The organism is Pseudomonas sp. Pseusp3, from assembly GCF_047304225.1.
In the GTDB taxonomy this organism is placed as follows: domain Bacteria; phylum Pseudomonadota; class Gammaproteobacteria; order Pseudomonadales; family Pseudomonadaceae; genus Aquipseudomonas; species Aquipseudomonas fluorescens_CD.
In genome coordinates this window covers 1-13,439 of the sequence record NZ_JBGLYV010000041.1, presented here as the reverse complement: position 1 = coordinate 13,439, position 13,439 = coordinate 1, and the positions used below count along the sequence as shown (strand labels likewise).

Annotated in this window: 12 protein-coding genes; 6 read left to right on the top strand and 6 right to left on the bottom strand. The window is 59.5% G+C overall.

Annotated features, from left to right (window positions below; all coding sequences use genetic code 11):
- Window positions 1–74: 74 nt before the first annotated feature.
- Both ACCD00_RS15715 and gfa read left to right on the top strand, forming a co-directional pair.
- A complete protein-coding gene (locus tag ACCD00_RS15715) occupies window positions 75–941 on the top strand; it encodes a patatin-like phospholipase family protein (protein ID WP_413425878.1) in 867 nt (288 codons plus the stop codon).
- Between the two features lie 129 nt (window positions 942–1,070).
- Window positions 1,071–1,649: an S-(hydroxymethyl)glutathione synthase gene (gfa, locus tag ACCD00_RS15710; RefSeq protein WP_413425876.1), complete on the top strand. Its 579-nt coding sequence runs from the start codon at window positions 1,071–1,073 to the stop codon at window positions 1,647–1,649.
- Window positions 1,650–1,711: 62 nt separating this feature from the next.
- Here the strand turns inward: gfa and ACCD00_RS15705 are convergent, their stop codons facing one another.
- The 4 genes from ACCD00_RS15705 to ACCD00_RS15690 form a co-directional block, all read right to left on the bottom strand.
- Window positions 1,712–2,812 (bottom strand): polyamine ABC transporter substrate-binding protein, encoded by a 1,101-nt coding sequence (locus ACCD00_RS15705; protein ID WP_413425874.1) that lies wholly within the window; start codon window positions 2,810–2,812, stop codon window positions 1,712–1,714.
- 82 nt (window positions 2,813–2,894) lie between these two features.
- Window positions 2,895–3,707, bottom strand: a complete 813-nt coding sequence (locus ACCD00_RS15700) for a carbon-nitrogen hydrolase family protein (protein WP_413425872.1) — start codon at window positions 3,705–3,707, stop codon at window positions 2,895–2,897.
- Between the two features lie 156 nt (window positions 3,708–3,863).
- On the bottom strand, window positions 3,864–4,442 hold the full coding sequence (locus ACCD00_RS15695) for a DUF4157 domain-containing protein (protein WP_413425870.1): 579 nt from the start codon (window positions 4,440–4,442) through the stop codon (window positions 3,864–3,866).
- Window positions 4,443–4,511: 69 nt separating this feature from the next.
- Window positions 4,512–7,418 carry an EAL domain-containing protein gene (locus tag ACCD00_RS15690; RefSeq protein ID WP_413425868.1) on the bottom strand — a complete coding sequence of 969 codons (2,907 nt, stop codon included), beginning with the start codon at window positions 7,416–7,418 and terminating at the stop codon, window positions 4,512–4,514.
- Between the two features lie 364 nt (window positions 7,419–7,782).
- Between ACCD00_RS15690 and ACCD00_RS15685 the strand changes: the two genes are divergently transcribed.
- Window positions 7,783–9,105 (top strand): DUF1329 domain-containing protein, encoded by a 1,323-nt coding sequence (locus tag ACCD00_RS15685; protein WP_413425866.1) that lies wholly within the window; start codon window positions 7,783–7,785, stop codon window positions 9,103–9,105.
- 97 nt (window positions 9,106–9,202) lie between these two features.
- On the opposite strand, the gene ACCD00_RS15680 is transcribed toward ACCD00_RS15685, so the two are convergent.
- Both ACCD00_RS15680 and ACCD00_RS15675 read right to left on the bottom strand, forming a co-directional pair.
- Window positions 9,203–9,364 carry a DUF2986 domain-containing protein gene (locus tag ACCD00_RS15680; protein WP_413425864.1) on the bottom strand — a complete coding sequence of 54 codons (162 nt, stop codon included), beginning with the start codon at window positions 9,362–9,364 and terminating at the stop codon, window positions 9,203–9,205.
- Window positions 9,365–9,421: 57 nt separating this feature from the next.
- Complete coding sequence (locus ACCD00_RS15675) at window positions 9,422–9,952, bottom strand: nucleotidyltransferase family protein (RefSeq protein WP_413425939.1); 531 nt, start codon at window positions 9,950–9,952, stop codon at window positions 9,422–9,424.
- On the opposite strand from ACCD00_RS15675, the gene ACCD00_RS15670 reads away from it, so the two are divergent.
- From ACCD00_RS15670 to ACCD00_RS15660, 3 genes are all read left to right on the top strand, one after another.
- Window positions 9,848–10,120 (top strand): hypothetical protein, encoded by a 273-nt coding sequence (locus ACCD00_RS15670; RefSeq protein WP_413425943.1) that lies wholly within the window; start codon window positions 9,848–9,850, stop codon window positions 10,118–10,120. The genes ACCD00_RS15675 and ACCD00_RS15670 overlap by 105 nt on opposite strands.
- A 97-nt stretch (window positions 10,121–10,217) precedes the next feature.
- Window positions 10,218–11,555: an MFS transporter gene (locus ACCD00_RS15665; RefSeq protein ID WP_413425862.1), complete on the top strand. Its 1,338-nt coding sequence runs from the start codon at window positions 10,218–10,220 to the stop codon at window positions 11,553–11,555.
- Window positions 11,556–11,657: 102 nt separating this feature from the next.
- Entirely contained in the window at window positions 11,658–13,358 is a 1,701-nt protein-coding gene (locus tag ACCD00_RS15660; RefSeq protein ID WP_413425860.1) for an aspartate:alanine exchanger family transporter, read from the top strand.
- Window positions 13,359–13,439 lie beyond the last annotated feature (81 nt).

Genomic DNA, 13,439 nt, shown 5'->3' with positions numbered 1-13,439 from the left:
ACGGCGAGCACTGCAAGTAACAGTTATCCCTCAGCTACACTGACTCGATACATTTCTGCACCGAGACTTCGGCCATGGCGACCAAAACCGCAATCGTATTCGCTGGTGGCGGCAGCCTGGGTGCGGTGCAGGTCGGCATGTTGCGGGCCCTGGTCGAGGCCAATGTTCGATTCGACATGGTGGTTGGCGCTTCGGTAGGCGCCATCAACGGTGCCTACTTTGCCGCAAGGCCCGATTCCGATGGCGTTGAGGCGCTCGCCGGATTCTGGCGGGGGCTGAGTAAAACCGACATCTTTCCCCTCTCCTGGCTCGATACCTGTCGAGGACTGATCAAGCGGCGCGGCTTTCTGTTGCAACCGGCGGCCTTGAACCGATTGCTGGGTCAGGCACTGCCCATTCATCGCATTGAGGAGGCGGCGCTGCCCCTGCACATCGTCACCACCGACCTGCTCAGTGGTGCCGAGACCGTTCTGTCCAGTGGCGAACTCGAGCAGGCGTTACTGGCCAGCGCAGCCATCCCGCTGGTGTTCCCCTGCGTACAAATCGCCGACCGGTTCCTGGTTGACGGCGGTGTGGCAAGCAATACACCCATTTCGACTGCCGTCGCCTTGGGAGCCACCAACGTCGTGGTCATCCCCACCGGCATAAGTTGCGCCCTGACACAACCGCCCCGAGGCCTGGTCGCCTTGGCCCTGCACACCGTCAATCTGATGAGCATGCGCCAACTGGTGAACGACATCGAACACTTCCGCACGCTCACCAGCCTGCACATCGTCCCGCCCTTGTGCCCCGTGGATGTCTCGGTGTTCAACTTTGACCAGACCGAGTCCTTGCTGCAGCGCGCCTATGTGCAGACCCTGCGGTGGCTGGAACGCGGAGGGCTCGAACGCACCAAGGTACCGGGGGCCCTTTCCATCCATTCACATGCCCATGAGCATTGAGAACCGACCGGTCGCACCGAAGGAGGTCACCCGTTTATGCACTGTGTCCTTTTCGAAATCCGATGAACTACCAGTCTGGGGCACGGCCCCGGGCACTTTTGTCTGACACCCTGAAACGGAGAAGCCAGCATGAGCACCTTGCAACTTCACCCTGTACTGGACAATGGCATCCAGCCCGCCGCCGCGAATTTCACCGGTGGCACCCTGCAATGCCTGTGTGCGACCGACAAGGTCGAGGTCAGGATCGACGCGCAAACCCTGTATAACCACGCCTGCGGTTGCAGCAAATGCTGGAAACCGAAAAACGCGATATTCGCCGTCATCGCCGTAGTGCCTCGGGATAAGGTCAGCGTCATTGCCCACGGCGAAAAACTGGCGATTGTCGACGAAACCGCCACCATCCAGCGCCACGCCTGCAAGCAGTGTCACGCCCATCTCTTTGGGCGCATCGAGAACAAGAACCATGCGTTCTATGGTCTGGACTTCGTCCACACCGAGCTTTCGCCACAGAGCGGATGGGCTGCGCCGGGATTCGCGGCGTTCGTGTCCTCCATCATCGAAACCGGCACACCGCCAGCGCAAATGAAGGCTATTCGCGAGCGCCTGCGCTCGATCGGCCTGGAACCCTATGACTGCCTGTCCCCGGATTTGATGGACGCAATGGCGACTCATGTCGCCAGACAGAAAGGCCTGCTCCCTGCCGCCTGATTGATCCGTCGCCGCGGTTTCTTTTCCGGACCGCGGCTGCGGTTCACCCTTGATGTACGGATTCAGGTCCCGCTTTTAACCTTGCTCCAGACCCGGGTCCGAATGCGTTCGATTTTGAGCGGCAGTGGCTGGTCGGGAAACAGCGTGGCCAGTGTTGCCGCCGGGGGATAGACGTCAGGATTGTTCTTCAACCCTTCATCGACATACGCCATGGCGCTCTTGTTGCCGTTGGGATAACCCAGGTAGTTGGAGCTTTTAGCGATGATGTCGGGGCGCATCATGTAGTTGATAAAGCTCAAGCCTTGCCGCGGATGAGGGGCATCCTTGAGCAACACCAGCGTTTCCATCCAGACCGACGAGCCCTCGCGCGGAATCCGATAGGCCAGGTGGCGACCGTTATTGGCGCGTTCGGCGTTGATCTTTGCGTCGTACACCCCACCTGACCAGGCCACTACAGCGCAAATATTGCCGTTGGCCAGGTCAGTGATGAACCGTGACGAATCAAAATAGGTGATGTAGGGACGAATTTTCAGCAGTAACGCTTCGGCTTTTGCATAGTCATCGGGATTTTTACTGTCGGGCGGCAAGCCGAGATAGTGCAAGGCGATCGGAATGATCTCGCTGGGGGAGTCGAGCATCGCGACGCCGCATTGGCTGAGCCTGGCGATATTTTCTTCTTTGAAGATCAGATCCCAGGAGTCCACCGGGGCAGCCGCCCCCAGTACCTTGGTCACCTGATCCACGTCATAGCCGATACCCGTGGTGCCCCACATGTAGGGGATTGCATAGCGATTACCGGGATCGTTCTGCGCGACCTTGGCGAGAATCTCGGGATCAAGGTTCGAGCGGTTGCTCAATTGGCTGCCATCGAGCTCCTGGAGTACGCCGGCCTTGATCAGGTTGGGCAGCGCACTGTTGGTCACCACCACTACGTCGTATCCGCTACGTCCGACCATCAACTTGCTCTGCATGACTTCAGAGCTATCAAAAGTATCCAGCACCATAGGTGTGCCGGTCTCCTGCTCGAATTCCTTCGGCGCCTGCGGGGCAATGAAGTCATACCAGTTGTACAAGTTCACGCTGGGGGCCTGCGCCCAACTGGCGGCTGTGCCCAGCCCGCAAAAAGTGAACAAGCCAAGGTGCAGCAATCGCATTGCTTTCATGGGGTGCTCCTGGCGAATCGGCCATCGATTGGCGGTCCGCCGCGATATTGTTCTTGTTGGGAAGCGAAACAGGGTTCGTCGCTCAGGGGATCAATAACTCACGGCGACCGTCCGCCTGCTCATTGAGCGCACCGTGCAATTGCAAGCGCTTCTGCGCGCGATAGTCATAGAGCGCGCGTGCCGGTGCGATCTGCGTCATGTCCAGTTCGACGACATGCCGGCACTCCTGGGATCCGGCTTCAAACAGTCGCTTGCCGAACGGATCGACTACGCTGCTGCCCCCTGCGAAGACTTCGCCTGCACCCTCGCCGACGCGGTTCACCATGGCGGCGAAGACCTGATTTTCCTGGGCTCTGGCGGCAACGGCGGTATGGTGAACGTGGCCGTAAGGTTCCATGTTGCCGTCAGTGATCAGAATCAGCTCCGCGCCGAGTGCCGCCAATGCGCACGCGCCTTCCGGGAACTCAATGTCGTAGCAGACCAACAAACCGATACGCACCCCGCGCCATTGCACGGTGGAAAAACGGTCGCCAGGCAGCACGAGGCCAGGTTCACCGACCCACAGATGAGTCTTGCGATAACTGAGCGCCACGCCTTCCGGGGTAATGAACAACGTGGTGTTGTAAAAGCGCTCGCCATCGCGCTCGATCAAACCCACAACTACCGCGACATCTCTCTGCCGGGCAGCAGCGCAGATTGCCTGGACGCTGGGACCGGAAACGGGTTCGGCGAGCCGGGCAATATTACCGTGGTCGAGAAAGCCGGTGATAAACGACTCGGGGAACATCAGGATATCGGTGCCAGGCACACTTTCGGCAATCGCCCGTAGAATGCGTTCCAGGTTGTAAGCGACATCGCCATCGCGACCCGCCAACTGTAAGAGTTCAAGTTTCATTGTCAGACCTTTCGGGTAAAAAGCGTCCTGGCCAGGAAGCGGATGACTTTGTCAAAGGCCCGACAAGTATGCGTATCGTGGAAAAACTTCCTATCACGCGGAGTGAGTACTCCCAAAGGGGTAGTACACGGAAATGACGGGGAAATACGCTGCCCTTCAGTAAGTTTCTTTGCGCAGCGAGCGCCTGACCTCAGCCTGTATGGCATAAGCCGGCGCCTCCACGGCATTGAAATCCTGGGTATAGCGTTGGGCAAATCCCTGCACTCCCCACTCCTGATACTGCTGCACATGTTTCAGTTCGTGAGCCCAGAGCGCGATGTCCTGTTCGGCGGATTGAGCGTCCCGGAAGAGGATGACATCGATCAGCGTCACGGCACCGACATCGGGGTTTTGCAGCATGGCATTGGCGGCGGTGAGTTGGCCGTTGTCGCTGATTTTGTAGCGCGCGGTATCGAGGACACCGGGGTCGTACCAGTGCAGCAGCTGCTCGCGGATGTGCGCTGGAACGGGTTGAAGGCCGGCGCTGGCGGCTTCGGCGCGGGCCTGGGTCAGCCACAGGGCCAGGGCAGGTGCCGCGATCTGGTAGACGTCATCAGGCACCAGGTCCGGCAGGCAGATGCAGCCGTCCAGGCACACTTGTTTCTCGCCAGCCGGGCAGCCGTTGCTCTGGGCCGGGACTTCAAGTGCCAGGCAAAGAACAGACAATGCCAACAGGCGCGTGGTGATGGGCGGCATTGGGCGCTCCAGATTTTTCCGAGCGTTGTTCATACCATGGCATGGCGTCAATGCCTGTGCCTCGAAACATCAACAATCCTGGCGATCGAGCAGTGAACTCGCCAACAGTGCCTTCAACGCCATCGGCCTGGCGAAATGATAACCCTGGGCCTGCCCTGCCCCGATCTCACGCAGCAGATCCAGCGTCGCTTCATCCTCGACACCTTCGGCCACCACACTCAGGTCCAGCGATTCGGCCATCCGCACAATCGCCCGGACGATCGCGCGACTGCGGGAACTGGTGGTCAGTTCGAGGATGAACGACTTGTCGATTTTCAAGCCGCTGAAACGGTATTGATGCACATAGCTCAGGGAGGAAAACCCTGCACCGAAGTCATCGAGCACCACCGACATGCCATTGTCAGCCAGTTGCTGCATGGTCTGGCGGGCAATCGCCGGCTCGGCGACCAGTGCCCCTTCGGTCAATTCCAGGCAGATTCGCGATGGCGAGACCTGGTGCTGCGCCAACAGTGCCAGCACCTCACTGGCAAAGTCGGGACGCGTCATGCTGTAGCTGGAGCAATTGACGTGCACCGCAGGCCAATTGGCATGTTCGGGCTGTGCGAGAATCGCTGCAATGCTGCCCAGCATGTACAGGTCCAGTCGACCGATCAGGCGCAAACCCTCGACATCCGGCAAGAACTCGCCCGGCGCGATCACCCGGCCACCCGGCTGATGCCAGCGGATCAGCGCTTCAAGGGCCAACAGCTCACCCGTTTCGACGCTGACTATCGGCTGGAAATACGGCAGCAGTTCGTCAGTACGCTTGAGCGCGTTGCGCAAGGCGCCTTCACGCTCGACCTGGTCCGAGACTTCACGGCGCACTTCCTGGTTGAACACCGCGTAGCTGTCGCGCCCCGCACTCTTGACCCGGTACATCGCTGCATCGGCATCGCGCAACAAGTCGGCGGGCTCGTGGTGGAACTGACTGTCGGCGCTGACAATACCGATGCTGCACGAGGAGAAAACTTCATGGCCGTTGATGAAAAACGGCAGGTCGAACGCCACCAGGATCCGCTCGGCGATTTCGATCATCACCTCCAGCGGGGCCTCGGGGGCCAGCACCGAAAACTCGTCGCCCCCCAGGCGCGCCAGCATGTCGGTGTCACGCAGGCAACCGCGCAGACGCTGGGCCGCCTGCATCAACAGCAGGTCGCCAAAATGGTGGCCGAGGCTGTCGTTGACCATCTTGAAGCGGTCGAGATCGATGAACATCACCGCCAGGTGCCCGCCTTCGCTGCCGAACCGTGACCAGGCCAGATTGAGGCGCTGTTGCAGATAGGTGCGATTCGGCAACCCGGTCAGCGCATCGTGAGCGTTTTCGTGCTGCAACTTGGCATTGGCGTGATCGAGCTCGCGGGTGCGGCTCTGCACCCGGGCTTCCAGCTGAAGGTTGGCGGCATGGATCGCTTCGGCCGCGGTGCGTCGGGACAACGCAGTGTCAATGTGCCGCGATACGAAAGTCAGCAGTTCCTGGTCACGCAGGGTATAGCGCACCTGCGAGGTATAGCTTTGCACCGCCAGCACGCCACGCACCACGTCGTCTTCGAACAACGGGATGCCCAGCCAGGAGTAGGAGCGTACAGACTCGTGGGCAATTTCGATTTCACCCTGCGCGGACAGCCGCTCGGCCTCGCCGGCATCAATCAGGCAAGGTCGACGCTGACGAATCACATATTCAGTCAAGCCCCTGCGCCCACGCCGTGCCGCCGGGATGGTCGTCTGCCGTTCATCCACGTAATAGGGAAAGGTCACTTCACCGGTCGCGTCGTCGAACAGTGCAATGTAGAAGTTCTGCGCGAACAGCAGATCACCGACGATGCCATGCAAGGTTTGAAACAACTCAGCCATATCGCCAGGCTGGCTGGACAGTTCTGCAATCTGGAACAACGCGCCCTGCAGATGTTCGGCACGCTCCCGGTCTGCCACTTCCTGGCGCAATGCGTCGTTGAGTGCCGAAAGTTCCAGGGTACGACGCATCACCGTTTCTTCCAGGTCCTCTCGGTGCAGAATCCGGTCCAGCGCCATGGCCACGTGGCGGGCTACCACCAGAAACAGCGCGCGGTCTTCAGCGCTGTAGATACGGGAAACGTCATAGACCTGCATCGCCAGCATGCCAAACACCTCATCCGAGGCATTTTTCAGCGGTGCGCCCATCCAGAACTCGGGACGATCGCCCACGCAGTAGAATCGCTTTTCGGCCTGGGCCGCGAGAATGCCAGCAGCGTCGATCAACAACGGCTGGCCAGTGGTCAACACCTGCCCGGTCAGCGACAGGCGCGAACGGTCAAGGTATTCGTAGTTTTCGGATTCCAGGGCATCAACGTCGATGATGTCCACGTAATACGGGTAGTCGATCTTGCCCGTGTGCGGGTTATACAGCGCCAGATAGAAGTTTTCGGCGTCGATCAGGCTGGCCAGCAGCCGGTGAACCCCCACCAGAAACACCGACCGGTCACGGGTCGAACTGGCCAGATAGGTAATTTCATACAGCACTCGCTGAGTGATCTGCGCGCGGGCAAGGGTATTGGTCTGCAGCTCAATGCCCAGGCGCTGGGCAAACTCGGCGAACGCAGTCTCCGCAGCATCTTTGACTGGCGCGAGCAGCCAACCCAGCACACTTTCGCCTCTGCCGGCCGGCCAACGGTGCAGGTTCGAGGTCAGGCAAAAGGCTTCAAACTCTTCATTCGCAACGCTTGAAGGCCATTGCGCCCGCGGGTCGCCCTGCCCGACCCAATGCATTTGTTCACCGGCGCGATAAAACGCCCAGGCGGTGGTATGGGCCCAATTGCGTGCTGAATCCAGCAAGTGTTCGATCGTGTCGTCGTTGCCGGCGTAAGCCATGCTGACAGTATCCGGGTTCCCTGGTGGCTGCAGTGCGGCAACGTTGCAATGGCTCGTTTGCTGCGGGTAATCGGTCAATGTACGAAAACTCATCAGCGCTCCCTGAGCCAAAACTGCCGAAACTCACTTGCTGATAGATAGCAATGTGCCATGAGCCTCCCGTCAATAACTTATAAAGGGTTTTTTAATGATTTTGTTCACTTTAAAGCCAACTTTGAGACGGACCACAAGTTATTCGCTACCGGCTGCCCGGTACAACCGTTTCTGCTCGCCCCCCTCGACAAACGTCCGGGGCTGTCATGAATAGCCAAGGGACTGTCGTCAAATGAAAAGCGCCCCCTAATCGTGGGCTCTTTAATGGAGGTTCTGAAAAAAGCCTCTGGCGATTGAGCCGACGGATTTATCCGCGGCGCCTGAGTCACGAGTTGCCTGGTACGCCAGGCAGGAGAATAACAATATGAAATTCGTGAAAAGTCTTCTGGCTGGCCTCCCCCTGATGGCGCTGGCCATCGATGCTCATGCCTACGTATCAGGTCATGAAGCCGAGCGACTGGGCACCAGCCTGACCTGGGTGGGTGCCGAAAAGGCCGGCAATGCCGATGGCTCCATCCCGCCCTACAACGGTGGCCTGACCACGGCCCCATCCAGTTTCAAGACCGGCGACAGCATGCGCCCGGACCCCTTTGCGGACGAAAAACCACTGCTGGTGATCAACGGCAGGAACGTCGATTCGTACAAAGGCCTGCTGACCGCCACCACCGTAGCGTTGGCCAGGCGCTACCCCGGCTTTCGCATCGACGTGTACCCGACCCACCGCACCGCATCGCTACCACAGGCGATCCTGGACAACAGCCGCACAAATGCCACCAACGCCAGGTCCCTGAACGGCGGGATCGCCATCGACAATGTGATGCCGGGAGTGCCCTTCCCGATCCCGCAATCCGGCGCCGAAGCGATGTGGAATTTCCTGCTGCGCTACCAGGGCGTCAACATCCACTCCAAGTACGACTCCTGGAGCGTCGACACGGCGGGTGTGCCGAGCCTGGCTGTCACCGGCGAGGCATACGTGTCCTTCCCGATTTACGAGAACCTGTCGAAGCCGTTCAGCAGCTCGGACATTTATTATCAGTTGAAACTGTCCTACACCGGGCCTGCGCGCCGAGCCGGCGAGTCGATCATGCTCAAGAACGCCACCAATGCCACAGAGTTTCCTGGCCGCGCCTGGCAGTACATGCCTGCCCAGCGCCGGGTCAAACAGATTTCGATCCTGGCCTACGACACACCCAACCCCGGCACCGCCCGTGCGCTCGAACTGTATGACTGGACGCTGGTCGGCAAGCAGGAAATGATCGTGCCTTACAACACCTACAAACTCACTTACGCGCGCAGCGCCAAATCGCTGACCACCCCCAATTTCGTTTCCCCGGATTTCGTACGCTGGGAAAAACACCGGGTCTACGTCGTGGAGGGCAACCTCAAGCCCGGTGCGACGCACATCTACCAGAAGCGCCGCTTTTACCTGGATGAAGATACCTGGGCCGCGTTGGCCTCCGATCAGTACGACACCAGTGGCCAGCTATACCGTGGTTCCTTCGCGTTCTTCAGCCAGAGCTATGACCAGCAAGTCCCGGATGCCACCCCGTTCATGACCTACGACCTGTCGCGTGGCACCTATAACATCAACGGCGTGGTCGGTCCCCATGGTGGCATCCGCTACATCGAGCCGCTATCGACGGCGCAGTGGGTGCCAGAGTCGATGGCGGGTACCGGTATTCGCTAGGTCTGCGGTGATGCAACGCATCGATGATGCATAAAAAAGCCCCCGGCTCGCGAGAACCAGGGGCTTGAGTGTTCGAGTGGTGCGCGAGCTACAAGGATCAGCTCTCAGAGGAATTGACTGGCTCGTGACTGGCTTCAGCCGCCAGTTTCAATCGGTCGGCTTTACAAATGTATTTAGGCTTGTTCTTCGGTGCCAGTTTGGCACTGGCCTTTTTGGCCTTCTCCTTGAACAGCTGCTTCAGTTTCTTTTGACGGTTCATGTTGTTCTACTCAGCCTGTAATTCTTGAATGATATCAGCTTGAGACATTCAACCGATTCAACTTTGCGGCTCGATGATCCTGAGCCAGGGCCAGCGAGCCTGATAACTTTTCGCCTTCTGATCGAACAGGACTGGCTTGGGGTTCCCTGGATTGATACGCAGCAGCCCGTGCTCTGTGTCGGCCAGGCCGTTGGGCGCATAGACCTCGCCCGTTTCAACATCCAGACCGATGCAGGTGCCGGCAATCAGGTAGCGATCAATCCCGTCCCTGGCCGACTCAAGCTTTGGATAATCCCCACCAAACCGCTGGCCATACCACAGGTGAACGCGAGACTGATTCTTGATCTCAATGTTCACGTCGAGGTCCCGGAACAGATGCTGACCTGACTGGATGACCTCATTTTCGGCTTCCCACGACAGGTCGTCATCGAAGTAAAAGACATCGTAGTCTTTCACGCCCCACTCTGGCGGTCGCTGAGACTGATGATTCCACACGGCCTGGAACAGGCAACCGGCAGTGAGCATGCATTGGCTCAAACCGAGCTCAGGCAAGCGAGCGGAAATTTCTGCGTTTACCGGGTTGGTCATTGCGATCCTGACGAGGCTTTCGACAGTCAATGTCATTTTCATTCCTTAAAAATCGAACGGGTCCCGGCGACCGACAATACCCTCGGTGCTTTTCAAATTCGAGAAGACATTGCCCTTTGCTCTCCTTCGGCCAATCTGGCGCGAATCATGCGTCATTCAGTGGCATGAAGTCGGTGCTGACTATGTGGATGACACTTTTGAAGTGAGCCACCTCAGTGTCTGCCCCGATAATCGATAGCTTACTGACGAATTGTCGAGGTCAAGCATGACGAACGCAACGATGGAACAAGTCAGCCCGCAAACGCTGAGAAGAGTGATTGTGGCCGCCGGCATCGGCAATTTCGTCGAGTGGTTCGACTTCGCCGTCTATGGCTTTCTGGCCACGACCATTGCCCAGCAATTTTTCCCCAGCGGCGATGCCAGTGCCGCGCTGCTCAAGACCTTTGCGGTATTCGCCGTGGCCTTTGCGTTTCGGCCCCTGGGCGGGATTTTCTTCGGCATGCTCGGCGACCGGATCGGCCGCAAACGAACCCTGGCGATGACCATACTGCTGATGGCCGGGGCGACGACCTTGATCGGTCTGCTGCCCACTTATGCGGCGATCGGAGTCATGGCGCCGATTCTTCTGTCCCTGATCCGTTGCGCCCAGGGCTTTTCCGCCGGTGGCGAGTACGCCGGTGCCTGCGCCTACCTGATGGAGCACGCACCGAGTGACAAACGCGCCTGGTACGGCAGCTTCATCCCGGTGTCGACATTTTCCGCCTTTGCCGCGGCAGCCGTGGTGGCCTACGCGCTCGAGGCGTCGTTGTCGGCCGAGGCGATGGGCAGTTGGGGGTGGCGTCTGCCGTTCCTGATTGCCGCGCCCCTTGGCCTGGTAGGTCTTTACTTGCGCTGGAAGCTCGATGAGACGCCGGCATTCCAGGCGGTGACCCAGGAACATGCGGTCGCACACTCCCCTCTCAAGGAAACCTTGCGCAACCATGGTGCGGCCATCTGCTGCCTGGGCGCCTTTGTGTCACTGACGGCCCTGTCGTTTTATATGTTCACCACCTATTTCGCGACCTACCTGCAAGTCGCCGGTGGCCTGAGTCGCGCCACGGCGTTGCTGGTGTCACTGATTGCATTGCTGTTCGCTGCGGCGATCTGCCCGTTGGCCGGGCTGTATTCGGACCGGGTCGGACGTCGAATGACAGTGGTGACGGCTTGCGCACTGTTGATCGTGGTCGTGTATCCATCGTTCCTGATGGCCAGTTCGGGCTCGTTCGCAGCCTCCATCGTCGGCGTCATGCTGCTGGCGATCGGCGCGGTGTTGTGTGGCGTGGTGACTGCGGCCCTGCTCTCGGAAACCTTCCCTACCCGTACCCGCTACACCGCCTCGGCGATTACCTACAACATGTCCTATACCATTTTCGGCGGCACCGCTCCGCTGGTGGCGACATGGCTGATCAGCACCACCGGCAGCAACCTGTCGCCGGCGTTCTACCTGATCGCGGTCGCATTGCTCGCGCTGGCGGGCGGGCTGGCATTACCGGAGACTTCAAGGATTTCCCTGCATGACGTTGCGTCGCAGGAGAAAGGCGCAAGCGTGAGCGCTGCGGCCTGAAAATGGCGTTGCGGGTCAACCGCCCCGGATTCACACGCTACGCTACTGCCTGAGGTTTCCGGACATCAGGCATTAACGTAGCGAAAAAGGGGGAATCAGCCCGTGCAGGCACTCTTTGCGTTTCTCAATGCCAACCCCTACATGCTGCTGTTCCTGGTGGTGAGCCTGGCGGTGCTGATTGGCCGCTTCACCATCAAGGGTTATGGGTTGGGTACAGTCGGCGGCGCCATCGTGGTTGGCTGTGGCATCGCCATTGCCGCATCCCTCTATGGCATCACGTTCAAGCTCGACACGTTCACCATGAACCTCTTCTACTACCTGTTCATGTATGGAGTCGGCTTGCGCGTCGGTCCCTCCTTCTTCAATAGCCTGAAGGATGACGGGCTGAAGTTCACCCTCCTGGCGGTCATTTGCAGTGTGTTCAGCCTGGCCGTGGTGGTTGTGGGCACTCGTCTCTTGAACTTGCCGACAGGCGCGGCCGGCGGAATACTCGCCGGGGCCACGACCATGTCCTCCGCCATCGGCTCGGCCGAACAGGCGGTGGCCTCAGGTGCCGTCCACCTCGCACCGGGTGACACGGTCGAGGGGGTGTCCGCGATGATTACCCTGTCCTATGGCATTACTTACATCTGGGGCACCGTCGGCATCGTACTGATGTGCAAATACATGCCGCGCTGGTGGGGTGTCGATGCCAAGGCGGCAGCCCGTCGTTATGAGGAACAGCATGGGATGCATGATCTCGAGGACGACGGCCTCACCGCTGACAAGGCCTTCGGATTGCGTGCCTATCGCCTGGATAACCGCACGACTGCCGGCTTCACCATCCGCCAGCTGCTCGCTCGATTCCCTGAATATCGTGTCGTCAATGTGCATCGCGGCAATGAGTCGATCGGGGCAGATGCTGATATCCGGTTGCAGTTGGGGGATGTGATTACCCTTGGAGGCACGCGTACGGGACTCACCGCCAACATCGGCCTGATCGGCCCGGAAGTCGATGACGCCAAGGCGCTCGCGGTAACACTGGATCATGCGGAGATCCTGGTGACCGAGAAAGCCGTCATCGGCAAGAAGCTCAAGGAGTTCCGCGGACTGGACCTGGCCGGGCAGGTTCAGCTGACTCGCATCCAGCGCGGCGGTGTACCACTGCCCGCAGGGCCGGAGACCACGTTGCAACGCCGCGATGTGCTTTTCGTCACCGGCCTGTCCGGCGCGGTGCAACGCGCGGGCGAGTTGTTTGGCGTCATCGCCCGGCCCAGCAGCCTGACTGATTTGTTGACGCTGTTTGCCGGAATGACCCTGGGGCTGCTGATCGGTTTGATCCAGTTCCCTGCCTTTGGCGCTTCGGTCGGCCTGGGTAGCGCCGGCGGCCTGATGGTGTCGGGAATCATCGTCTCGTCACTGTCCTCGCGCCTGCGCTTCTTCGGCAATACGCCAAACGCAGCGCGTAACATCCTTGAGGACATGGGCCTGCTGGTGTTCGTTGCCATTGTCGGGATCAATGCCGGCGCCACCCTGCTCGCTCAACTGACGGGAACGCTTGCCGTGCAGATATTCCTCGTGGGCTTCGTCGCCTGCATGCTGCCGCCGTTCGCCGTCTGGGTGGTTGGCTATCACTTGATGAAAATCAATCCGGCGGTACTGATGGGCGGCATGGCCGGCGCCCGCAGTCATTCCGGACCGTGCCAAGAGGCCGCGACAGAGATCGGCAGCAACGTACCGTGGGTCGGTTTTCCCGTGGCGTTTGCAGTCTCGGGAATCCTGCTTACGGTCCTCGGCTACTTCGCCATGGTCTTCGCCAATTGACGCAGCTCACCTGTAGGAGCGAGCTCGCTCGCGATGGACTCAAGAGCGCTGCGTTCATTCAATGAACACGCGTTTTCGTTA

Excerpts from the sequence above, each read along its gene's own strand:
- ACCD00_RS15715 (WP_413425878.1), top strand. The coding sequence starts at position 75 with ATGGCGACCAAAACCGCAATCGTATTCGCTGGTGGCGGCAGCCTGGGT.
- gfa (WP_413425876.1), top strand. The coding sequence starts at position 1,071 with ATGAGCACCTTGCAACTTCACCCTGTACTGGACAATGGCATCCAGCCC.
- ACCD00_RS15705 (WP_413425874.1), bottom strand. The coding sequence starts at position 2,812 with ATGAAAGCAATGCGATTGCTGCACCTTGGCTTGTTCACTTTTTGCGGG.
- ACCD00_RS15700 (WP_413425872.1), bottom strand. The coding sequence starts at position 3,707 with ATGAAACTTGAACTCTTACAGTTGGCGGGTCGCGATGGCGATGTCGCT.
- ACCD00_RS15695 (WP_413425870.1), bottom strand. The coding sequence starts at position 4,442 with ATGCCGCCCATCACCACGCGCCTGTTGGCATTGTCTGTTCTTTGCCTG.
- ACCD00_RS15690 (WP_413425868.1), bottom strand. The coding sequence starts at position 7,418 with ATGAGTTTTCGTACATTGACCGATTACCCGCAGCAAACGAGCCATTGC.
- ACCD00_RS15685 (WP_413425866.1), top strand. The coding sequence starts at position 7,783 with ATGAAATTCGTGAAAAGTCTTCTGGCTGGCCTCCCCCTGATGGCGCTG.
- ACCD00_RS15680 (WP_413425864.1), bottom strand. The coding sequence starts at position 9,364 with ATGAACCGTCAAAAGAAACTGAAGCAGCTGTTCAAGGAGAAGGCCAAA.
- ACCD00_RS15670 (WP_413425943.1), top strand. The coding sequence starts at position 9,848 with ATGATTCCACACGGCCTGGAACAGGCAACCGGCAGTGAGCATGCATTG.
- ACCD00_RS15675 (WP_413425939.1), bottom strand. The coding sequence starts at position 9,952 with ATGACCAACCCGGTAAACGCAGAAATTTCCGCTCGCTTGCCTGAGCTC.
- ACCD00_RS15665 (WP_413425862.1), top strand. The coding sequence starts at position 10,218 with ATGACGAACGCAACGATGGAACAAGTCAGCCCGCAAACGCTGAGAAGA.